Annotated in this window: 19 protein-coding genes; 2 read left to right on the plus strand and 17 right to left on the minus strand. The window is 38.3% G+C overall.

The window, feature by feature from the left end:
• Window positions 1-49: 49 nt before the first annotated feature.
• The 9 genes from H8S40_RS09450 to H8S40_RS09490 all read right to left on the minus strand — a co-directional run bounded on the left by H8S40_RS09450 (window position 50) and on the right by H8S40_RS09490 (window position 12,144).
• Window positions 50-979: a leucine-rich repeat domain-containing protein gene (locus tag H8S40_RS09450; RefSeq protein WP_186865133.1), complete on the minus strand. Its 930-nt coding sequence runs from the start codon at window positions 977-979 to the stop codon at window positions 50-52.
• Between the two features lie 190 nt (window positions 980-1,169).
• A complete protein-coding gene (purB, locus tag H8S40_RS09455) occupies window positions 1,170-2,603 on the minus strand; it encodes an adenylosuccinate lyase (RefSeq protein ID WP_118687622.1) in 1,434 nt (477 codons plus the stop codon).
• A gap of 72 nt (window positions 2,604-2,675) precedes the next feature.
• Complete coding sequence (gene purF, locus H8S40_RS09460) at window positions 2,676-4,103, minus strand: amidophosphoribosyltransferase (protein WP_186865134.1); 1,428 nt, start codon at window positions 4,101-4,103, stop codon at window positions 2,676-2,678.
• A gap of 194 nt (window positions 4,104-4,297) precedes the next feature.
• Window positions 4,298-5,056, minus strand: coding sequence for an amino acid ABC transporter ATP-binding protein (locus H8S40_RS09465; protein WP_117989591.1), 759 nt, complete (start codon window positions 5,054-5,056; stop codon window positions 4,298-4,300).
• 11 nt (window positions 5,057-5,067) lie between these two features.
• Window positions 5,068-5,715 (minus strand): amino acid ABC transporter permease, encoded by a 648-nt coding sequence (locus H8S40_RS09470; protein ID WP_022076389.1) that lies wholly within the window; start codon window positions 5,713-5,715, stop codon window positions 5,068-5,070.
• A gap of 122 nt (window positions 5,716-5,837) precedes the next feature.
• Entirely contained in the window at window positions 5,838-6,689 is an 852-nt protein-coding gene (locus H8S40_RS09475; protein ID WP_118723883.1) for an amino acid ABC transporter substrate-binding protein, read from the minus strand.
• Between the two features lie 124 nt (window positions 6,690-6,813).
• On the minus strand, window positions 6,814-7,581 hold the full coding sequence (locus tag H8S40_RS09480) for a hypothetical protein (protein WP_022076387.1): 768 nt from the start codon (window positions 7,579-7,581) through the stop codon (window positions 6,814-6,816).
• Window positions 7,556-8,839, minus strand: coding sequence for a DUF5716 family protein (locus H8S40_RS09485; RefSeq protein WP_022076386.1), 1,284 nt, complete (start codon window positions 8,837-8,839; stop codon window positions 7,556-7,558). Before H8S40_RS09485 ends, H8S40_RS09480 begins: the two co-directional genes overlap by 26 nt.
• 14 nt (window positions 8,840-8,853) lie before the next feature.
• On the minus strand, window positions 8,854-12,144 hold the full coding sequence (locus H8S40_RS09490; protein ID WP_186865135.1) for a DUF5717 family protein: 3,291 nt from the start codon (window positions 12,142-12,144) through the stop codon (window positions 8,854-8,856).
• 210 nt (window positions 12,145-12,354) lie between these two features.
• Between H8S40_RS09490 and H8S40_RS09495 the strand changes: the two genes are divergently transcribed.
• A complete protein-coding gene (locus H8S40_RS09495) occupies window positions 12,355-12,840 on the plus strand; it encodes a cytidylate kinase-like family protein (RefSeq protein WP_022076384.1) in 486 nt (161 codons plus the stop codon).
• A 113-nt stretch (window positions 12,841-12,953) separates the two neighbouring features.
• Here the strand turns inward: H8S40_RS09495 and H8S40_RS09500 are convergent, their stop codons facing one another.
• The 3 genes from H8S40_RS09500 to pth all read right to left on the minus strand — a co-directional run bounded on the left by H8S40_RS09500 (window position 12,954) and on the right by pth (window position 18,049).
• The gene (locus H8S40_RS09500; protein ID WP_243238222.1) at window positions 12,954-14,030 is read right to left on the minus strand and encodes a peptidylprolyl isomerase; all 1,077 of its coding nucleotides are present in this window, start codon (window positions 14,028-14,030) and stop codon (window positions 12,954-12,956) included.
• 84 nt (window positions 14,031-14,114) lie between these two features.
• Window positions 14,115-17,468, minus strand: a complete 3,354-nt coding sequence (gene mfd, locus H8S40_RS09505; protein ID WP_186865136.1) for a transcription-repair coupling factor — start codon at window positions 17,466-17,468, stop codon at window positions 14,115-14,117.
• Window positions 17,469-17,470: 2 nt separating this feature from the next.
• The gene (gene pth, locus H8S40_RS09510) at window positions 17,471-18,049 is read right to left on the minus strand and encodes an aminoacyl-tRNA hydrolase (RefSeq protein ID WP_022076381.1); all 579 of its coding nucleotides are present in this window, start codon (window positions 18,047-18,049) and stop codon (window positions 17,471-17,473) included.
• 170 nt (window positions 18,050-18,219) lie between these two features.
• Between pth and H8S40_RS09515 the strand changes: the two genes are divergently transcribed.
• Window positions 18,220-18,654, plus strand: a complete 435-nt coding sequence (locus H8S40_RS09515; RefSeq protein WP_022076380.1) for an FMN-binding protein — start codon at window positions 18,220-18,222, stop codon at window positions 18,652-18,654.
• 81 nt (window positions 18,655-18,735) lie between these two features.
• On the opposite strand, the gene H8S40_RS09520 is transcribed toward H8S40_RS09515, so the two are convergent.
• The 5 genes from H8S40_RS09520 to H8S40_RS09540 all read right to left on the minus strand — a co-directional run bounded on the left by H8S40_RS09520 (window position 18,736) and on the right by H8S40_RS09540 (window position 24,030).
• Window positions 18,736-18,999 carry a hypothetical protein gene (locus H8S40_RS09520; RefSeq protein ID WP_022076379.1) on the minus strand — a complete coding sequence of 88 codons (264 nt, stop codon included), beginning with the start codon at window positions 18,997-18,999 and terminating at the stop codon, window positions 18,736-18,738.
• Between the two features lie 13 nt (window positions 19,000-19,012).
• Window positions 19,013-19,708: an HAD family hydrolase gene (locus tag H8S40_RS09525; RefSeq protein WP_022076378.1), complete on the minus strand. Its 696-nt coding sequence runs from the start codon at window positions 19,706-19,708 to the stop codon at window positions 19,013-19,015.
• A gap of 51 nt (window positions 19,709-19,759) precedes the next feature.
• Window positions 19,760-20,542, minus strand: a complete 783-nt coding sequence (sigG, locus tag H8S40_RS09530; protein WP_186865137.1) for an RNA polymerase sporulation sigma factor SigG — start codon at window positions 20,540-20,542, stop codon at window positions 19,760-19,762.
• A gap of 115 nt (window positions 20,543-20,657) precedes the next feature.
• Window positions 20,658-22,196, minus strand: coding sequence for a sodium/proline symporter (locus H8S40_RS09535; protein WP_186865138.1), 1,539 nt, complete (start codon window positions 22,194-22,196; stop codon window positions 20,658-20,660).
• Window positions 22,197-22,419: 223 nt separating this feature from the next.
• Entirely contained in the window at window positions 22,420-24,030 is a 1,611-nt protein-coding gene (locus H8S40_RS09540; RefSeq protein ID WP_186865139.1) for an MBL fold metallo-hydrolase RNA specificity domain-containing protein, read from the minus strand.
• Window positions 24,031-24,081 lie beyond the last annotated feature (51 nt).

The following is a 24,081-nucleotide window of genomic DNA, read 5'->3' on the forward strand; positions in this document are numbered from 1 at the left end:
CATTAAAGCCACGCTCTATTATAAAGCAAGTGGGATAAATGTTCAAGTGTTACTGTTCACATCTCACCAATTGTGCTGCCCTGTCATCTTCTATCAAAAGCGTTCCACAGTCACGAATATCAATCACCGACAATCCTGTCTGTGCAAATGCATTTGCTGCAATTCTTTCTGTCTGTGTCGGAACAATATATCCTCCTGTTCTTCCTGCCGGAAATGCTAATAATGTTATTTCTTCTTCATCATATAGCACACCATCAATTGAGGTGTAATTTATATTTCCTTCTTCCACCATAATATCAAATAAATTATCAATCCCATCAAAGGCACCTGTTTCAATCACTGAGATATTAGATGGTATGTAAATCTCATAAATATCAGTAAAGCCATTTATAAATGCATGACTGCGGATTCCGACGCAATTTTCTGATGGAAGTTCCAATACACCACTTCTACAATCCAGCATTTCTTCATTGATTCCATAAAGCATTCCGGCTTCATCAATTAAAAATGGCGTTGCTGTCTCTGCAATATCTGTTTTGGCATCCTCACTTTCTTCCGTATCATTTTTCGGAATATCATTTGATTCATTCACAATCGTATCCTTCGGCTCATCTGTGATAACATCTTTTGCTTCATCCACAACCGTATTCTTTGGTACGTCTACAATATTTACCTTCGATTCAGCCGCAATTATAGCTTCTTCTTTCTCTGCAAGATTGTCTTTCGCCTCTGCCATAACAGTTTTGTCCGGCTCACTTACTATAATCTCCTGAGATTCTGCTGCAACAATTTTCTCCATTTTACTTACTGCAATATCATTTCCTGTTTCTTCTTGCTTTTCTGCACTTAAATATTCTTTTGTTCCTACAGCTTTTCTTGAAAATACAGCACCTGTTAAAATAGCAACACACAACATCCCCACAATTGTACGTTTTATAATCGGTCTGTAAAATCCATAAATTTCCAAACATCCTTCCATAGTTATCCCTCACCATCTCTTATTCTATAGATTCGGCAACATTTTATAGACAAAGCTATTTACATTTTTTGCCAATTGTGAAAAATTCTATAAAAGAAAAAGGAACGCTGCAATCAAATGCAACATTCCTTTGCTTTTTTCTTCAAATCTTAACAGGATGTCCGGTAAAGCTGTATTTTTGTTCTGTACTTTATACGTTAATCTCTGCTTTTACACCAAGCACTTCTTTGTTCTTCTCTAACAATGGACGAATCACACGATTCAAATATGCATCAACCTGCTCTTTTGCACGTCCTACATATCTTGATGGTTCCATTGTCTTCTGAAGGTCTTCCAATGAAAGGTTGAACGCTGAATCTGCTGCAATAAGCTCAAGCAGATTGTTATCCAGACCTTTTTCTTTTACATTTCTTCCTGCTTCCATAGACAATTCACGGATTCTCTCATGTAATTCCTGTCTGTCTCCGCCTGCTTTTACTGCATCCATCATGATATTTTCTGTTGCCATAAATGGAAGCTCTGCCATCAGACGTTTCTCTATTACTTTTGGATATACAACCAGACCATCAACTACGTTCAGGCACAGATCCAAAATACCATCAATTGCAAGAAATCCCTCTGGTACACTGAGACGTTTGTTTGCTGAATCATCCAATGTTCTCTCAAACCACTGTGTAGCTGAAGTGATTGCCGGATTCAAAGCATCGATCATCACATATCTGGAAAGTGATGCGATACGCTCACTTCTCATCGGATTTCTCTTATAAGCCATTGCTGAAGAACCAATCTGCGTCTTCTCAAATGGCTCTTCTACTTCTTTCAAGTGCTGAAGAAGACGGATATCATTTGAGAATTTGTGTGCACTTGCCGCAATACCTGCAAGTACATTGAGCACTCTTGTATCCACTTTACGTGAATATGTCTGACCTGATACCGGATAACAAGCTTTAAATCCAAGTTTTTCAGCAATCATCGGATCAATCTTGTCGATTGTCTCCTGATCTCCGTCAAAAAGTTCCAAAAAGCTTGCCTGTGTTCCTGTTGTTCCCTTTGAACCAAGCAATTTCAAGCTCTCAAGTACATATTCAAGATCTTCTAAATCCATCTCAAATTCCTGCATCCATAAAGTTGCTCTCTTACCAACTGTTGTTGGCTGTGCCGGCTGAAAGTGAGTAAATGCAAGTGTAGGCTGTGCTTTATACTCATCAGCAAATTTTGCCAGCTCAGCAATTACATTAACCAACTTTGTACGAACAAGTTTTAAAGCCTCTGCCATTACGATAATATCTGTGTTATCTCCAACATAACATGATGTTGCACCAAGGTGGATGATACCTTTTGCTTTTGGACACTGTACGCCATATGCATATACATGTGACATTACATCATGACGTACAACTTTTTCACGTTCTCTTGCAACATCATAATTAATATCCTCTGCATGTGCTTTTAATTCTTCAATCTGCTCATCAGTAATATTGAGTCCTAATTCTTTTTCTGTCTCTGCAAGTGCGATCCATAACTTTCTCCATGTTTTGAATTTCTTGTCCTGAGAAAAAATATACTGCATTTCTTTACTTGCGTAACGCTCTGAAAGCGGACTTGTATAACGGTCTGTTGCCATAATTGTATTCTCCTTTGTTGTTATCCTGTTAAAATCTATTATATAAGATATTAAAAAGCCTCGTCAAGTGCTTCAATCGAATGCATGACTGACATCTTCATTCGGAACCTCGATTGGATATTTTCCTGTGAAACATGCATCACAATATTTTAAATCTCCAACCATATCTTTCAGCTTGTCAATTTCCATATATCCAAGTGAATCTGCTCCGATCATTTCACGAATTTGCTCTGTTGTATGTGAGTGTGCGATCAACTGTTCATTAGATGGAACATCTGTTCCAAAATAGCATGGATATAAAAACGGTGGTGAACTGATTCTTACATGAACCTCTGTTGCTCCGGCCTTTTTTAACATCTTAATGATATTTGCACAAGTTGTTCCACGTACAATGGAATCATCTACCATTACAATTCTTTTTCCTTTTACTACTTCTTCTATAACATTCAGCTTAATCTTAACACTGGACTCTCTTTCACTCTGTGTTGGTTTAATGAATGTACGGCCTACATAACTATTTTTATGAAATGCCATTCCATATGGAATACCTGATGCTTCAGAATATCCTTTTGCTGCCACCAGACCGGAATCCGGAACACCTACTACAAGGTCTGCCTCAACCGGGTATGATTCTGCCAATGCTTTTCCTGCTGTGATTCTTGCATGATATACATTCACATTGTCAATTGTACTATCTGTTCTTGCAAAATAAATATACTCAAAAATACATCTTGCCTGCTCTTCCTCTGGAATTGCCATGCTCATATCTGAAGAGATACCATTTTTTGTTATAGTAACAATCTCCCCTGGTTTTACATCACGAACAAATTCTGCACCAACTGCAGCGATTGCACAACTTTCAGATGCCAGCAGATAAGTATTATCTCTTTTTCCTATGCACAATGGTTTAAATCCCCAAGGATCACGTGCTCCGATCATTTTTCTCGGACTGCTGATGACAAGTGCATACGCACCTTTAATCTTCTTCATTGCATTTCTCACTGCGATTTCTGCAGTAGGTGTATTCAAACGTTCTCTTGCAATATGGTATGCAATTACTTCCGAATCAATTGTCGTCTGGAAAATCGCACCAGTGTACTCCAGTTCTTTTCTCAGTTCAACTGCATTTGTCAAGTTACCATTATGTGCTATTGCGAGTGTTCCTTTTACATAATTAATAACCAATGGCTGTGCATTCTCGACGCGTGTCGCACCTGCTGTAGAGTATCGAACATGTCCTACTCCCAGATTTCCTTTTAGCTCTGTCAAAGACTCACGGTCAAATACATCATTGACATGTCCCAATCCTTTTTTGGAAAGGACCTTTCTCTTTCCATATGTATCTGTCACTGCGATTCCACAGCTTTCCTGTCCACGATGCTGCAATGCAAATAGTCCATAATAAACTGTAGAAGCGACATCGCCGCCATCCATATCGTAAGCACCAAAGACACCACACTCTTCACCCAATCCTGTTGTTACTTCTTCAAATTCGCTCATGAATGAAACTCCTTCATCTATTTTTATCCTGTTTTTGCCGAATAACCTGCACGATGATTATAATACAAGGCAGGTTGAAAATCAACATTTCTACCCGCCTTGTCCGTCTTCGCAGTCATTATTTATTTCAAATTTTATATATAAGTCTTCCTAATAATATTGGTTAATTTTTCACTTTTTCTGTCAGGCCTATGCTATTCTTCTGCCAGTTTCCCCAAAAATTCTTTCATTCTGGCATTATCTGAGGCAAAGACTTCTTCCGGAGTTCCTTCCTCTGCAATTACACCTTTATCCATAAAAATAATCTTATCTGCAACTTTCCGTGCAAAATTCATTTCATGTGTAACAATAACCATAGTCATATGCTCTGACGCCAGACTTTTGATAACTTTCAAAATTTCACCGGTAAGTTCCGGATCCAATGCCGATGTCGGTTCATCAAAAAATAACATCTTCGGTTTCATTGCCAGAGCTCTTGCGATCGACACACGCTGCTGCTGTCCACCGGATAACTGATATGGATATGCATCTGCTTTATCCTCCAGTCCCATCTTTTTTAGCAGCTCTTTTGCTTCCTTATATACTTCCTCTTTCTTTCTTTTCTGTACTTTAATCGGCGCATCTGTTATATTTTTCATTACAGAAAAATGTGGAAATAAATTAAAATTCTGGAATACCAGTCCAAAGCAGGACTGTATCTCTTTTCTTTCTTCTTTCTTTGGAAATACTGGTTTTCCATTTTCTATCCAGGCCGCCTTTTTTCCCAGATACAGAATTTCACCATCGCTTATTGTCTCTAACATTGTCGCGCAGCGGAGTAATGTTGATTTTCCAGAACCGGATGGTCCAATAATAGCAAGTATTTCTCCTTGTTCAACGGATAAGGATATATCTTTAATAACCTGAACTCCGTCGAAATCCTTTTTTATATGATTCATTTCTAAAAGCTTCATACTGCCGTCTCCTATCGATAGTAATTCAATTTCTTTTCAAGCAGCTCCATCACACCTGCAACCGCATAGTTAAATATATAGTAAAAAACACCTGCTATAAAGAACGGCATAACCGTTGTCTGAGCCGCCGCAATCTGCTTTGCTACCGCAAACATTTCAATATAAGACAATGAGTATACAAGCGATGTATCTTTTACCAGTGTTATAACTTCATTTGTCACTGATGGCAACACGATTTTCACAACCTGTGGCAATACAATTTTGCAGAATGTCTGCTGTTTAGAATATCCCAATAAAGTTGCTGCCTCATACTGTCCTTTCGGGATTGATTCAATTCCCGAACGATAAATTTCTGCAAAATATGCTGCATAATTTAAAGAACAGCCCAATAAGATTGCCGTCAATTTGTATCCACCTATGTTCATTCCCCACAAATAATATGGTCCGAAATACCATACCAAAAGCTGAAGCATCAACGGTGTTCCCCTCATAATAGAAATGTATACTTTAACCAGCCAGCTAACCGGTTTAAATTTGCTTACCCTACCGAAATATACAACCATTCCAAGCGGCAACGAAAATACTAATGTTAAAATAAATATTAAAAATGTCTGTCCAAACCCTGCGCCAAGCTGACGCAGCATTACTTCAAAACTCATTTTGCCTCCTCTCATGTAAAAAAACTTCCCCATTGCTTTTTACATTTATATGCTAACGAAACTATGCCCCTCTGAATCTCTTCAGGGGGGTATAGTCATCCTGCACCATTCATCTTGTCTTATTATTTTAATGTTACCATATCGGCAATTTCATATTTCTCTGCCAGTTTTTCAACTGTACCATCTTCTGCCAGTTTCTCTAAATCTGCATTCACTTTGTCGCAAAGCTCTGTATTTCCTTTTTTGAATCCAATCGCATACTGCTCTGTATTCAAAGTTTCATCCAGGATTTTATATCCGTCTCCTCTGGAATTAATCTGATATTTTGCAACACCGATATCAATTGCAAGTGCATCCAGTGCTCCTGCCTGAAGCTCTGTAAATGCTGTATTGTAATCAGCAAACTCGTTAAGAGAACCGAATGTATCTGCCAGTGCTTTCTGTCCACCCTCTTCTTCGCTGTTCAGAAGATCAAGTGCTGCGGAAGCTGCCTGCACACCTACTGTCTTTCCTGCAAGATCTGAAAGTTTTTCAATTCCTGAATTTTCAGCAACTACGATTACCTGGCTGTTATCAACATATGGTGTAGAGAATGTGTAATCATCTTCTCTTCCATTCATTGTAAATCCATTCCAGATGCAATCAATAGAACCAGAATTTAATTCCATATCTTTTGAATCCCAGTTGATTGGTTTTTTTACAAGTGTCCAGCCTTCCAGATCACATACTGCCTGTGCAAGTTCCAAGTCAAAACCTGTATATTCTCCGTCATCATCCATGTATCCATATGGTGGATATTCTGCATCAAATCCTACTGTAAAAGTATTGCCTCCATTTGATACTGAATCCTTCGTGCTTTCTGTTTTTGTCTCTTTTGTATCTGTAGATGAAGAATCTTTACTGCTTCCGCATCCCACTGCCATTGTTGATACTGTCAACGCTGCAATCAATACTACTGCCAATTTCTTTTTCATTGTATCACCCTCCTGCGTCGGTGGTTTGCGTTATTCTTTTATCAGTTGACCGCTTTACCACACTAAATTACTTAGGCAGTGTAACACATTTTAAGATACTTGTCAATTATTGACTGCACATAACTTATATATTGCTCCTACGATATTTGCGTTTCCACTCATCAATTTGTATTTCGTTATTCTCTGACAATGATTTTGCTTTTACATCTTCTACTTCTTGGCGCATCTGTGCATTCACTTCCACATAATCCGCGTGTTTTGTAAGTAAAATATGATATTCTTCCATTGACATATATTTGTAAGATGCATAAAGATATGGTTTTAAATATTTTTTATCTTCACAAATTTTATACGCATGATCATACATTTTGGCAGCTTCCTGATATAAGAATAATTTTCCGTATGCTGCACCCAATCCTGCATAGATTTGTCCATAAAACTTATCCTCTACACTTTCGTCACGCTCTTCATTTAATATTTCCTGATAAACAAGGATTGCCTCTTCAATTTCTCCGCTTTCCAGCAGATTATCTCCTTTGAATTTCTGGCGCTCAATGTCTTTCTGGTTTTTCAGACGTTCCAGAACATTTTGAATTCGTATCATCTGTGCTTCACGGTAAATCTTTGATTCCTTTAATATCGTCAGTACAAATTTTTCTACTGAACCATGCATCTGCATCATCTCTCGCAATTGCTCTGACAAAGCAGAAAGTCCTAATTCTTCGTCCAGCCAGTTACACAATTGCTCATTCATAATGGTGTAATCGATCAGATAAAGATTATTACACAGATAATAGCACAGTTCTTCTATTGTATATATTTTGCAGTGAATCCTGGAAATCTCATAAGGATGTGCTGCATGCTGCTCATGACATAGAACTAAATTTCCCATCATTGCCTCCTAAATGAATAATCTTCTCTTTCTGAAAATCTGTCGCCGGATAAAATTCTCCGAATCCCATATCACGCACAATGATCTTACATGTCTTTTCATCCATAAACAGTGTTTCAATCATCAGGCGCATCGCATACTCAGAGCGTCTCGGAAATTTATCCATCGGGATTACTTCTGTTCGTACTGTTCCTTGAACAAGTGACTCAATATGCAATTCGATATCCTCTACCTTTTCCAATAAAACTTCCCACTGATTATTTGACTCGTACCACTGTGCTCCCCAGGATACGATTGGATACCACATCTCCTGACCATTCACCCTGAGATTAAGTGTAATCTGATCTGTCAGCTTGCCATCCGACAAATAAACCGGATCTTCTACCTGCATATACATCTTTCTATAAGAGGTAAAGCAAGCACCTTTACTATATAGATTATTGCCTATGAAAGCTCTTCGTCCATTACAAAGCAGACGCAAAGCATTCGGATACCAGTTGTTCTCAAAGCCTTCACCTGTCAAAAACACAGATGAGACAATTCTCTTATCAAATACCCCTTCTATGAACTTACAGAACATAGAATCTGCTTCTCTGGCCTTGTCTTCGTTTAAAACCGGATATACTGCTGCCAATTCTTTCATATGTGCGCTTGCGACCTCGTCAACAGTCACAAATGTAGTTTTCCCACCGCCAAGTCCCGGTTTTAATCTTCTAAGCATATATGCCTTTATTTCATTGCGATCACAGCAAAACAGTGCTGCTTCATACTGCCATAATTCTTTTGGCTGATAAAACAGGTAATTACAAAAACTTTCTTTATAATCCTGAATAAAAATATGCTGTTTATCAATATTCATACGGACAGCAATTCCTCTTAATAGCTTTGCCAGTTCTTCTGTCAACTCCGGCACTGTAAAGACAATCCCATCAATTTTAGGGAATGCCTGCAAAGACATCTGAATGAACTTTGATAAGAGCCATACTGCATCATACGTATCTTCTCCAAATTCAACCTTTTCTCCGTCCAGACTTCTCTCCAGCAGCCTTGTCACAGTAAACCCTTCACTGATTGACACCAGTCTTTTAGCCTCTTTTCCATAAGCCCAGGTATCTCTAAGTTTTCCAATGATCAGCGGAATCTGATAATTATCAGATTCTGACTCCAATGTCTCCGGTTCCAACTGCTGATCATTATAGAAACTGATCTGGCAGGTTTTTTCATTTATTTCGTATCCTATTATATTTCCCTGCATCATGCAGATAAGCCTCCTTAATTTTCTCCGAATATATGAGCAGCGACAGCATCTTCTATCTCATACTCTTTCATCTTTGCTTCTTGTTCTTCTCCATCTAAAAGCAGAATATCATTGATTCTTCCATAACGTCCCCGTTCGCCTTGCTCCACTTTTTTTGTACACTCTGCTTTTTCGCTTCGATATACATTACCATCTATTATTTCTTTAAAATAATATTTTAATTTTTCATTGGCAAACAGGACAAATTTTTTAACATATAAATTTTCATACATTGGTGTCAATACTTCTGTTGAATAATCCACATTTTCAGAATCACCTTTCTGCAACTGATAATACAGCATGACTCTGCTACCCTTCTGCCCTTTGTATTCAATTAATGTCTTATCCCACAGCTGCTGTTCAATCAGCCATTCTTTCTCATAATTCATAAAGAATGGGAAATATATCTGTTTTCCACATAAATCCTGCATAAACTTTTTCAATGTTTTTCTCATTGAAGAATCATATTCTTTCTGTGCATAATATTTCAGCACCGCAATCTTACAGATATCGATTGTCTCTTCACCTTTTTCAAATTCTTTGCAGATAATATCAATCACACTCTTACTGATTTTTCTATTTTCTACTACATACGCTCTCGACATATATGCCAGATAAGCCTGCTGCAGTCCAATATATGCACCTTCTGCATAATATTCCTCAAAAATGGCAGCCTCGCCAAATAAAGATTCTGAAAAAAGCATCTGTGTCAGGATTCGTTCTCCGAGCTTGTGAGTATGCACCTCATATTCCTTTGCTTCTCTCCAGAGTTCTTTCATCTCGATCGTAGCTCCACAATAATAATTTGCCAGATATGTCAGGATTACTTTATCATACTGTCCTCTTTTAAACAGTCTGAAACATACATATGTAAGGAAATCATCGCATGCATAATTATTTTCACGGATTGTTTTACTGCTAAGTGCCAGCATCTCACTGTCTTCGTATTTTTCCACGCCATTTTTCTGTACGATTTCTAAAGTCAGTTCAGGGACAGCTTCTTCTTCCTGATTTATTTTCAAACTATTCAAATAGCGCTTACAAACATCCATGTAACGAAGTTCATAGAACATACGCTTGCTATCATATGGAATAGAATCTGTATAATGTCTTCCATCTTTGTTTTCCCACACAAGGCGGTCTGATTTTGCATACAGACAGATTAATGTGCCCTGCTCTGAATATGGTACTCTCTGTGTAATCTTCCCATCTTCTGCAATGACATAAATAAATTTTATGTTATGTACCTTCGTTTTCACCTCATAAGAATAGCAAATATCATATAATGCCTTCACACGTTCCGGATTCAGTTCTTTTTCTGAAATAAATCTTTTATATATTGTTCTTAAATGTGCATTAATATGTCTGCGTTCCAATTGTCTCCATGCAAATGATTCCATCTCTTCACGATAATGTGCATAAATTTCACTGCCCTCATCTTCATAGTTAATAACATTGGCATACAAAAATGCACATTTATTGTAATCAAGCATATTGCCATGCAAAAAATACAAATATACAGATCGTGGTAATGGCTTCTGAAACATATCTACATCCACTGATTCCATATAAAATTCGTAAAGCTGTGCGATTTTCAATTCCTCTTCAACAGCCTTTTCATACCACTCAAAATACTCTTTTCCTACACAGTTTCCTTTTATCAAAAGGGTACAGATAGAAGTCAGTATCATACTTTCCGGATATGCTTTATAGCACAGCACCAATGTCTGGAACAAATGTTTATCATATGCTTTCGACTGACTTGCCAGATTGGCTGTATAAAGTGCAAGCTCCTTTGTCATCAATCCGTATTTTGCCGCAAATAAAAGCACTCGGATTTCAAACATGCCTAATTTTTTCAAGCTTGTACTCTTTTCACGATAACAACGAAATACCTCCAGATAAAATATAAGGCTGTTTGTCTTTTCTGTATTAAATAATTTTTCTAAAATACGAAGCTTCTCACTGAGGATTTTATATTCAGAATCTACATTGATCAGCATACATAAAATGCGCCAGCTGTCTGGATGCTTCATATATGATTTTGCAAGCTCTTCCGCTACTCTTCTCTGTCCGATCGTGTCATTGCTTAAAAATGTAGTCAAATATAAATAATACGAGCTAAGTTCCACATTCTTACCAATTGCAAATCGGTTATAATTGTATGATTCAAGCAGCGTTCTTGCCTGCTCCTTCTTTCCACCGATAATACAAATATGTGCCTGTAAAAGCAGATACCATTCATTATTCTCATCCATCTTACGCAGACGCTCTGCCTTATGGATAGAATCCTCCGTCCATTCTTCCAGTTCTTTCTTGCCTGATTCATATACAAGATAATCTTTCAGAATACTCAAATACTCTCTTGTCTCATCTCTCTTCTCTTCATCTCTGCATATATCTTTTTCAACAATGATTTCATATGACAATGTTTCATATGGCGTTTCAAGAATAATCTTGCCAAAGTTACTGCCTTTATGTAAACGTTCTGCACTAATAAAATACTCTACTCTATAGGAATTTCCTAAAAATTCTTCTGTCGATATCTTTGTATGTTCTACATATAAAAAGTCACCCTCTGTATGGACATCAATATCCAAATGTCCCCAAGTGTTCTTTTTCAATGTAAACTTTTCTTTTCTTGCCTCTTTCATAGAGGTAAAAGCTCGACTCTCTTCTTCCAGTGTCAGATAAATTTTTTCTTTTTGTTTACAGCCAACTAAAAATTCTTCCAATGCCTGTTGATCCAGTTCCCACTTACGCATATTGTCATAAAGTGCCTGGATTCTTTTATCTTCGTATTTTAAAATTTCATAAAAATCTCTGGAACGGAATAATTTTTCCGCTTCTGCCGGATCACGATAAGTTAATTTTTTAAAATCTTCTAAGCTCTGAACTTTTCCATAAGAAGTCATCACAAACGGCTTCTCAATTACTGCTGTAAAAGCAATATCATATTCTCCGCCATTACATACGATAGTGAACTTTCCATGTTCGACATGCCCCGGCACCAATCCGGTCCCATCATATGTATAGGATATATTTACAGGATTCCCATCAAATCCCTGTTCCTCACAATGTACACGAAAAGAAGACGGGTATACCAATCCTCGGATTGTCCCCTCTCCCTGGTTCTGTAATGAAAAACTGCCTTTATATATTTCGCCTTCTCCGACACGCATAATAATCCTTGTTTCTGGGAAAATAATGTCAGGCTGCGGGACATGAAAATCCCCTTTTGAAAGTCTTTTTATTTTATTTTTCAACTTCGTCACCTACTTATATTCTTTTACGCACACGACGCTACTATGAATTATAACATCATCCCTTTCATTCTTGCAATGGTGTATAAAAATATTTTCGAATTAAATTGTATACACGCATACGCTTTATTTTTCATCATTTTTTCACTTTGTTTTTAGTGAATCCTTTGCAAATAAGTGTTATAATGGAAAAATACAAAGGAGGAATGCATTATGAAATTAGTGATTACAATGAGTCGACGTTTCGGAACCGGTGCAAGCGTCATTGCAAATGAACTGTCAAAGCGCCTGGATATTCCGGTATATGACAAAGCATATATTGAGCAGAAATTAGGAGAACATGAATATGAAACAGAGGCTGATGCAATTCGTAAGCTTGCTGAGAAACCTTGTATTATACTTGGTCGATGTGCCTCCGATATCTTAAAAGACCGCATGAATGTTTTAAACATTTATGTTTGCGCTGCAAAAGAGGATCGTATCCATCGAATCATGAAACTAGAGAATCTTTCTTATGATGCTGCCAAAGAAAGGGTCGAAAAGACAGACGAACAGCGTGCCGCCTATTATTATGAACATACCGGTAAAACATGGGGCGATGTCAATGACTACCACATGATTCTTGACACAAGTGAATTAGGTGTTGATCACTGTGCCGATATCCTTATGCAATATTTTGAAAGACTGGAATACATTTAATATCTTAAATCAAGCAAGTTACATTTTGCACAAGCATTTATCTTCTTTGCCTGATTTAAACATAAAAAGAGGATGAAAGTATTTTTTGCTTTCATCCTCTTTTTATGTTTCATTTACTCTGCACTCTCTTCTGTATTACCTGATGTATCTTTTACTGTCACACCCTGTTTCTGGAAATCCACTTTCTTCCATACACGTTTATTCAGATTAATATCTGTTTTCTTTCTCCATTTTTTCAAAAGATCATCATATTGATCCTTCTTTCTCTCTTCTACAATTGACTGCTTCTTTGCGTCTGTTGCAGTACGATCCAGAAAGCTTGTCACTTTTGCAACATATATACCAGAATCCGTCTCAATCGCATCTGTTACGTCGCCTTCTACTGTAAGAGCATCTGCTGCCTTCACTAAATCTGCATTCGGAGAAGTAGATTCTGAATCAAATGTAGCAGTCTGTACTTCCATGCCAGCTTCATTCGCTACGGCATCAATATCCTTTGTATCACTATTCTTCAATTTTTCCGCAAAATCTGTTGCCTTTTTCTTCACTTCTGTCTTTTCTGTCTCACTCATTGTTGATGTCGAATCGTTCTCATCCTTTGTATAACTATAAAATACATATTTCATAGCTTTCTGAGCTGCCTCATCATCTGACACCTCTGTATCCACATCCGCTGTCATCGCATCTTCCATCTTACTCTGAATTGTTAAAAGCTCCAGAACTTTCTTGACATACTTATTATACCCTGAGACTGCCTCTTTGTCTTCAAGTGCATTATTCTCATCAAATTCCTCTGCCGCCTTATCGATTGCTTTCTTTTCATCCTCGCTAAGTACCACCTCATACTCTGAAGCATGCTGCTCCAAAATATATATATTCTCCAATGACTTAATCATATCACTTTTAACTGACTGCTCATATGTCTTACCATCTGTTTCCTTTGCCCACAGTTCTTCACCTGTCGTTCCCATCATACCTGCGTAATAAGTTTCATACTGTGCCTGCTGCATTCTCGCATAGAAATTTGCCACACCTAATTTTATTTCGCTTTCTCCTACTGTTGCAACAACGTCATCATTATTCATAGAGCCGCATCCTGTCAGACCAGTAACAGCTAACATACCTGCCAGTCCCAGAGCAGTCACTCTTTTTTTCCACTGATTCATATTTTTTGTCCGTTCTCCCTTCATTTTCTCCGCATCCTAAAAAGAAGCTTTCTTCTCTTCCGCCACGCTCAAACTGAGCCGGTCAACTTCAATCATTATAATCTGTTTTTATATTTCTAACAAGGTTTTTATATCATTTAACAGCTTTTTCACAAGTTCAAGAACATCTTCGCTTTTTTCCTTTTTATTCTTTCCCTTTTTCTGATAGAGAAAATATGGCGTTGTCTCTGCCTTTAACACCAAATTTCCATGATACATTTTCAACAAGCCCGGTATCTTCTTTGGATCCACCTTTGCTTTTTCATACATTACAATCTTAATTGTATCAGTTTTCTGTTCTACTGCTGTCACATAAACAGAATGTGCGAGTGCTTTAAGCAGCGCAATATGCAATAGCTGCTGCACCTTTCTCGGAACATCTCCAAAACGGTCAATCAGCTCTTCAAGCATATCATCCATTTCTTCTTCATTTTCAATACTTGCGATTCGTTTGTAAATATCCAGCTTCTGAAATTCATTTGAAATATAACTATCCGGAATATAGGCATCCACATTCAGATCTATCGTTGTATTGAAAATATCTTCGTCCATCTCACCTTTTTCCTGCTTAACCGCTTCATTAAGCATCTTGCAATATAAATCATAGCCAACCGCTTCCATATGTCCATGCTGCTCTGCACCAAGCAGGTTTCCTGCACCACGGATTTCAAGATCACGCATTGCAATCTTAAATCCTGAACCAAGTTCTGTAAATTCCCGGATTGCTGCCAATCGCTTTTCTGCCACTTCTTTTAACAATTTATCTCTTCTATATAACAAAAATGCATATGCCATTCGATTGGATCTTCCAACTCTTCCTCTCAGCTGATACAACTGAGATAGTCCAAGCCGGTCAGCATCATGGATGATCATGGTATTCGCATTTGAAATATCCAGACCGGTCTCTATGATCGTTGTTGAAATCAACACATCAATCTCACCATTGATAAAGTCATACATAATATCTTCTAATTGACGTTCATTCATTTGCCCATGTGCAAACATTACATTCGCATCCGGAACCAATTTTTGTACCTTATCTGCCACATCCGCAATATCACTGACACGATTATATACATAATATACTTGTCCATTTCTGGCAAGCTCGCGTTCGATGGCTTCTCTTACCATCTCATCATTATATTCCATTACATAAGTCTGAATCGGCATACGATCCATCGGAGCCTCTTCTAGCACGCTCATATCACGTATTCCGATCAAACTCATATGAAGTGTCCTCGGGATCGGTGTTGCTGTCAGCGTCAATACATCAATATTTTCACGCAATTTTTTTATTTTTTCTTTATGTGTCACTCCAAAACGCTGTTCTTCGTCAATGATCAAAAGCCCCAAATCTTTATATTGTACATCCTTTGACAACACACGATGTGTTCCAATTACAATATCTACCAGCCCTTTTTTCAGATCCTCTATTGTTTTTTTCTGTTCTGTACTGGTTCTAAACCTGCACAATAGATCAACACGTACCGGAAATTCTTTCATACGCTGTACAAAATTATTATAATGTTGCTGTGCCAGTATTGTTGTAGGCACAAGATATACCACCTGTTTTCCTTCCTGGACTGCTTTGAATGCCGCGCGTATAGCAATCTCTGTTTTGCCAAATCCGACATCCCCACAGATCAACCTGTCCATGATTTTATGGCTCTCCATATCATGTTTCGTATCTTCTATCGCCTGCAGCTGGTCTTCAGTTTCTTCAAATGGAAACATTTCTTCAAATTCTTTCTGCCATACCGTATCTGGTTCGTAGACATATCCATCTGCCTGCTGACGTGCTGCATACAATTCCACCAGATCTTTTGCTACCAGCTTCACTGCACTTCGAACCTGGCTTTTGGTTTTCTGCCACTGCGCTGTTCCGAGTTTATTTAATTTAGGTTTTTTTGCATCTGCACCTGCGTACTTCTGAATCATATCCAGCTGCGTTGCAAGAATATACAGTGCACTGTCTCCCGCATAGCGAATCTTCATATAGTCCTTCGTTACTTTATCAACTTGTATCTTCTCGATTCCCTCATATACACCAAGGCCATGATTTTCATGAACAACATAATCACCCACTTTTAATTCTGTAAAATCCCGAATTTTCTGTCCTTCATAACTATGTCTTTTCTTGCGCTTTTTCTTTTTTCTGCCAAAAATATCACTTTCTGCAATAACCACAAACTTTAACATCGGATATTCATATCCTTCCGTTACATGTCCGTAAGTCACAAGTATCTCGCCCGGCTGTACCTCTTTTTCCAATGTTTCACTGTAATAACTGCTCAGCTCATAATCCCGAAGATCTTCTGCCAGTCTTCGTGCTCTCGTTCTTGAGCCTGATAACAAAATCACTCTGTAGCCATTTCGTTTTAATCGTTTTAGATCAAGTGTCAGCATTTCAAAACTGTTATTATATGGATTGACCCCTTTTGTCTGGAGCGAATATGTCCGTCTCACATGAAATGTGCCACACTTTGATTCTAACGTAGTAAATGCAACCGATGAATACTGATTCATCTTCTCAATTATCTCTTCTACCGCAAATACCAAAAGTTCGTCCGCAGACTCCTCCATACCTGCTTCTTGTCGGTTTTCTCTGCTTTTTTGATATTCTGATTCTATCTCTTTTGCCTGTTCCAGAAGCCGGATTGGCTCATCTAATAACAACAGACTTTCTTTTCTGTTAAAATACTCCAAAAAAGAAACGCTTTTTGTCTCATCCGTTATCAATTCTCCTGTCGGATAAATCGTTACCTTTTCTAAATTTTCAATTGAGCGCTGACTTTCTGCATCAAATGTCCGAATAGAGTCAATCTCATCTCCCCACAGTTCAATTCTTACCGGCAATTCATCTGTCAATGGAAATACATCCAAAATTCCGCCACGGACAGCAAACTGCCCCGGACTTTCAATCTGCGTTTCCCTCTCATATCCCATTTTCACAAGTTGTTCCTGCACCTTACCAAACTCAAGAACATCCCCGGATAACAATGTAAGTTTTTGTGTTTCTATCTCTTTTGGCCCGATCACCCCATCAAGAAATGCATCCATCGTTGTGATTACAGTAATTGATGCACTCTTGTCACATTCCAGTATTGCCCTGATAACTTCCATTCGCTGGCTCTGCAAATATTTTCCTTTGATGTCTGCATGATAAAACAACAAATCACGGGCCGGATAATAATATGTGTTTTCATCAAGAAATTTATATTCTTCATACGCCTGTTTAGCTTTTTCCTCATTTGAAAATACAACAAGATTATATTTCACGCCTTTACTGAGCGCATACATCAAATGTGTTTTCTGAGAATTTACACATCCCGTAATCTGTATAGTACCGGATTCTCTATTTCTATTTTTTATAATTTCTTCATAATCCGCCAGTTCCTTTAGCGGTGACAACAATGCATTCACGTTTACTCTTCCTTCTTTTTCCGATTATATTCATTCATTGCAGCAGAAATATCGCCTTCCAGAATCATCTCAACTGCATGTACTGCATGAGCATAGCCTTCATCCATAAGCACCTGCTCTTCTTTTGAAAAATGTCCAAGCACATAATCTGCCAGATCATATTTTGATGGTTTTTCTCCAACTCCGACTTTTACTCTTGGAAATACCTGTCCACCAAGATGTGCTATAATATTCTTAATCCCGTTATGTCCTCCTGCACTTCCTTTGGCACGAATACGGATCTGTCCGTTATCCAGACTGATATCATCGTAAATCACGATGAATTCCTGTTCTTCATCTACCTTATAGTAATCCAACAAACTTCTCACACTCTCACCACTAAGATTCATAAAAGTCTGTGGTTTCGCAAGGATTACTTTCTGACCCCCTATGATTCCTTTTCCAATCAGTGCACGGTGTTTTTTTGTATCTACGGAAATATTATATTTATCAGCAATTCGGTCTATAACCTCAAATCCTGCATTATGTCTTGTTCCTTCATATTCTTTTGATGGATTACCTAATCCTACTATAATAAACATTCTATTAACTCACCTTTCGTTCTATTCTTTCACATCCCTATTCTATCCGAAAACCTCTGACTTGTCATCTGCATCTTTCAATATTACCTTTTTATGCTTCATAAGGCACTAACATATTTTCTTCTTTTCTTTCATACAATGATAAAAAATGCATTGGAGGTTTATTTTACATGGGGTCTAAAACTAAAATCGTAGTTCTTCACATGAAAGAAATCGTATATACACTTATCTTTGCAGCCTTAGGAATACTTTTAATCATTTTACTGGTCATCATGTTTCGCTTTGGACACTCGTCTACACCTACAGCCTCAGCCAGGCTCTATACTCCCGGAATTTATACATCTTCCCTCACTTTAAATAATACGAATCTGGAAGTAGAAGTAACTGTAGATGAATCACAGATTAAAGCAATCCGACTGTCAAATCTGGATGAAAGTACAGCCGCCATGTTTCCTCTGCTGCAACCGGCTATTGAAAATATAGCAGATCAGGTTTGTAAAACCCAGTCAACCGACAATATTACTCTTTCATCTGAAACACCATATACCTCACAAATCCTCCTGGATGCAATTAATGAAGCCATTGAAAAAGCCGCAGTCCATTAGGCTGCAGCTTTTTTGCGGTTCTTTCTATTCATTTTTTTCATATAAAATATTTCTAAACTTAGTCTGAATGGTTCTACTATACTAACCTTCTACAATCAAATACTGACCGTTTGGTAATGGAAATACTTCCGAAGCCTCTTCTAATTCATCCATGCTCATAGTTTCTACATCTGCTCCGTTCTCTTCGAAGTACTCTTTTACCTCATCGAGCGAATCCACGACTACTGCCATACAATCTTCTAAAAAAGCTTCTGCCTCTTCCATTGATTCCGCAACTGGCTCATCAAATAACTGAGACTGATTTTCTAAGAAAGTTAATAAGCACTCTTCACTGTATTCGTTCATATTTCAAACCTCCCTAATCCTCTATCATGTTCATGATTTCTTCTGGCGAATCTACAATCAATTCCGCCCCGGCATCTTCTAAAACCTCTTTGCCACGAAATCCCCATGTCACTCCTACGGTATGCATCTGTGCATTCTTACCTGTAGCTACATCCACTTCTGAATCACCAATATATAGTGTCTCTTCTGGTGTTGCTCCTAATTTCTCTGCAATCTGAAGTACAGCCGTAGGATCTGGTTTTCTCGGAACTGTGTCTATCTGCCCTTGAATCCATTGAAATGTCTCTTTGCCAAAAATAGTCTCCACAACATGAACCGCCTGCTTATGTGGCTTATTTGACAAAACTGCAAGTTTCAACCCTCGATTCTTCATCGACTCCAGCATCTCTGTGATTCCTTCATAAGGTACTACATGATATGTGCAATTCGCATCAAATATACGTCCATATATCTGCATTGCTTCTTCAATTCTGTCAAGGTTCTCTGATCCTGAACTCCCCAGTGCTTTTTCCATCTGCACCCTTGCTCCATTCCCGACAAACAGTCGACACTGTTCTTCTGAAATCTGCGGAAGCTTCATCTCTTTTAATGTCTCGTTTGTCGAATACACAAGAGAGTCTAATGTGTTTGTCAATGTTCCATCCAAATCAAATATACATGCTTTATACATGGTTACTTCATACCCTTTCCTGTAGTCTACGATTATCATAGTATGAAGTCTCAAAAATTTCAATATCTAACTCTACTTTTTTTCTATCTTTTATTTTCCGGTTAAATATTGTCTCATTATAAGCAACGCATTTTTCTCCAATCTGCTTACTTGTGCCTGTGAAATTTGAATCTCCTTTGCCACTTCTACCTGTGTTTTTCCTTCAAAAAACCGCATCTGTATAATATGACGTTCTCTTTCTCCCAACCGATTCATCGCCGCTTCCAAAGACAATTCTTCTACCCAGTTTTCTTCCTTATTCTTTTTATCGCTCACCTGATCCATAACATATAACGTATCACCTCCATCGCTATAAATCGGCTCATACAAACTCATCGGACTTTGAATTGCATCCATTGCAAACACGATATCTTCTTTTGAAATACCAATCTCCTGTGCAATTTCTTCTACTGTCGGTTCTTTCATATTCATTTTCACATATGCCTCTTTTGCATATATTGCTCTGTATGCCGTATCCCTAAGTGACCGACTCACCCTGATTGAATTATTATCTCTCAAATAACGTCTGACTTCTCCTATGATCATCGGCACTGCATATGTCGAAAATTTCACCAGGCGATCCGGTTCAAAATTATCCACTGCCTTCATCAGTCCCACGCATCCAACCTGAAACAGATCATCAGCATTTTCATTACTTGACGAAAATCGCTTGATTACACTTAAAACCAGTCTGAGATTTCCCTTTATATATTCTTCTCTAGCGTCCTTATCTCCTTGTTTAATACGAACAAACAAAGCTTCCTTCTCCTGTTCCGACAGGAGAGGAAGCTTCGCTGTATTTACACCACATATTTCAACTTTATTCAGAGCCATAGTTTGAATCCTCCTACAAGATTTCAAAAATTTAAATCTAGTAAAATTTTTCTCACATTGTCTCCTTGTTATTCCGACTCTAATAAAATAAAAAAAGTTTTAGTCCTTGACAATTCTACAAATTATAACTATTATCTGCTGCTTTTTCAAATTCATCAACAATCTCTTTTTCCGGCGGTGCGGTCATAAGACTCACAATAATATTTAAAACCATCGCAACCAGAAAAGCCGGGAGCAGTTCGTAAATATCCCACGCCCCGCCCATCGGGCGTACAAGATATTTCCATACGAAAATCATAACACCGCCTGCAAACATGCTGACAATGGCTCCCTGTCGGTTGGAACGTTTCCAGAACAGTGCAAGCAATACTACCGGTCCAAACACTGCGCCAAAACCTGCCCATGCAAAAGAAACGATTGCAAAAACTGAGCTTTCCGGATTCAGTGCCATAAGTACTCCCATGACCGCAATCAAAAGTACGGTTACTCTTGCGATTATAAGAGAGGTCTTCTCACTAACTTCTTTTTTCAATATTCCCTTTAACAAATCTTCCGATACACTTGATGATGCCGCAAGAAGCTGTGAATCGGCTGTCGACATCGTACATGCCAGAATCCCTGACATGATCAGTCCCGCAAGTACAATTCCAAGCACACCACTCTTGCTCATCAATGTTGCAATGGTAATAATTACTTTTTCAGAATCTGCTCCTGTAAGCACATCAATATATCCCTGTCTGCTTAAAGTATATCCCATAATTCCGATAAATACTGCAACTGCCATAGAAATCACTACCCAAATTGTTGCAATTCTTCTGGAAAGTTTTATTTTATTCTCGTCACTGATTGCCATAAAACGCAAAAGTACATGCGGCATTCCAAAATATCCTAGTCCCCATGCAAGCGTAGATGCGATTTTAATCGAACCATAAGGAACCGCTGTACCCTCATTATATACACTTGTAAGAGACAAATATCCCTGCATGGAAGCAGTCTGTGATGCGATCACATCCATGCCGCCCAATGTCTTAATACCAAATAACACAACGCTGATCAATGCCACCGACATAACAATACTCTGAATCAAATCTGTTGTACTTGCTGCTGAGAATCCTCCTAATGCTGTATATGCCACAATTACAATTGCGCTGACCAACATTGCTCCAAAATAAGGAACTCCGAACAAGGTAGAAAAAAGTTTTCCGCATGCCGCAAAACCGGATGCTGTATACGGAATAAAAAAGATAACAATAAATATTGCTGATAATCCTGCAAGAATTCCACTTTTATCATGATAACGATTCTTAAAAAATTGTGGAATTGTAATCGCATTTCCTGCAACGACCGAATATCGTCTCAGCCGCTTTGCTACAATGAGCCAGTTCAAATAGGTTCCAATTGCAAGTCCGATTGCCGTCCACGCCGCATCTGCCGTTCCTGTCAGATAAGCAACTCCCGGCAGCCCCATCAAGAGCCAGCTACTCATATCCGATGCTTCTGCACTCATTGCTGTCACAATCGGACCTAACTGTCTGCCCCCGAGATAATAATCTCCGGTGGAACTGTTTTTCTTCATAAAATAAATTCCAATTGCGACCATCCCTACAAGATAGCATACAATAATCGCAGAAATTCCCCACACATTACTATTCATATTTATTCCTCACTTTTCCTTATTTCTTCTAAGCCCGCTTCTTTGACGTGGTAGCGTCCTAAAGTATTCTTTTCATAAAATCATACCATGAATGTATATACTTTTGCAAGATTAAATAAGAGTCCCTGCAATTTTCATCTATTCTGCATCAAAAAAAGGCCCTTACAGACCTTTTTTTGTATTTTTGTTTCTAAGTTTGTGCAAAAATTATTTGATTATTATATTACTCTAATCTATCCCATTTATCTGCCAGATTTTGAATCTGAGATTCGAATTTCGCTTTTTCTTTGTTTGCCAATCCTTCATTCTTATATACAATATCAAGCAATCGCTTCGCTGCTGCCAGCAATCTTTCAAAGGCTGCATCAGCCCTCTTCTGTGAAGCTTTCTTTGCTTTTATCGGAATTCTTACTCCTTCCTTCTCAATCTCACCTGTTGCAAGATCAACACAGCCCTGCGGGTATGGTGCAAATGCAGGGTAGCCAAATTTTTCTTCTACTGTCTGGGCAAATTCTTCAGTAACAGTATCTTCCCCATGTACCACAAATACATGCTGTAGCGGAGTTTGGAATCCTTCAATCCATTTTAACAACCCATTCATATCTGCATGCCCACTGACTCCATGCAGACTTTCAATATGTGCACGCACCTCGATTGGTTCTCCGAAAAGCTTTACATTTTTTTCGCCTTCGATCAATCTGCGTCCTAATGTTCCGACTGCCTGATATCCGACAAACAAAATGGTACACTCTTCACGCCATAGATTATGTTTCAAATGATGACGGATACGTCCTGCATCGCACATTCCAGAAGCTGAAATAATCACCTTTGGTTTTTCGATAAAATTTATCATCTTAGAATCGTCACTTGTTGTCATAATCTTTAGTCCCGGAAATACCAATGGATTAATCCCTGCATTCACAAGCTGCATGGCATCCTCATCGAAACATTCCATTTTATTCTTCGAAAATACTTTCGTTGCCTCAATTGCCAGAGGGCTATCCAGATACACTTCAAAATTCGCATATTCCGGAAGCATATTTTTTTCTTTGATCTCACGGATAAAATATAACAGCTCCTGCGTTCTTCCAACCGCAAAAGAAGGAATAACTACATTTCCACCCCGGTCAAAGGTTTCTTTTAAAATCTGAGTAAAATCTCCCACGTAATCTATCTTTTCCGTACTGTGCACCCGATTGCCATACGTGGATTCAACAACTACATAATCTGCTGTAGCAGTATATGTTGGGTCTTTGATAATCGGCTGGTCCAGATTACCCACATCGCCGGAAAATACAATCTTCTTGCTCACATCCCCTTCTGTAAGCCACACCTCAATACTTGCAGAGCCAAGCAGATGCCCTACATCTGTAAATCGAATCTCAACTCCGTCACAAATCCGAATACGCTGTCCATATTCACATGGAACTAATAAATCAATTGCATTGATCGCATCTTCCATTGTGTATATCGGCTCGTATACCGGTTTACCTGCACGTCTTCCCTTACGATTGCGCCATTCTGCTTCGAATTCCTGAATATGTGCACTATCACGAAGCATAATGTTACATAAGTCAGCTGTCGCATAAGTTGCATATATCTGTCCTTTAAATCCATTCTTCACAAGTTTTGGAAGCATACCTGAATGGTCAATATGTGCGTGTGTCAGCAACACATAATCCACTTCATTCTCCGGAATCGGTAAACCAGGGTTTTCATATAAATCGGGTCCCTGTTCCATACCACAGTCAACCAGTATATTCTTTCCTGCCACCTGCAAGAAATGACAACTACCAGTAACCTCATGTGCAGCACCTATAAACGTCAATTTCATACTATTCACCGACCTTTTTATTTTATTGTATCACCGGAAAACAAAGTGGTA

The sequence above is a fragment of the Ruminococcus hominis genome (assembly GCF_014287355.1).
GTDB classification, from domain to species: Bacteria; Bacillota; Clostridia; order Lachnospirales; family Lachnospiraceae; genus Schaedlerella; species Schaedlerella hominis.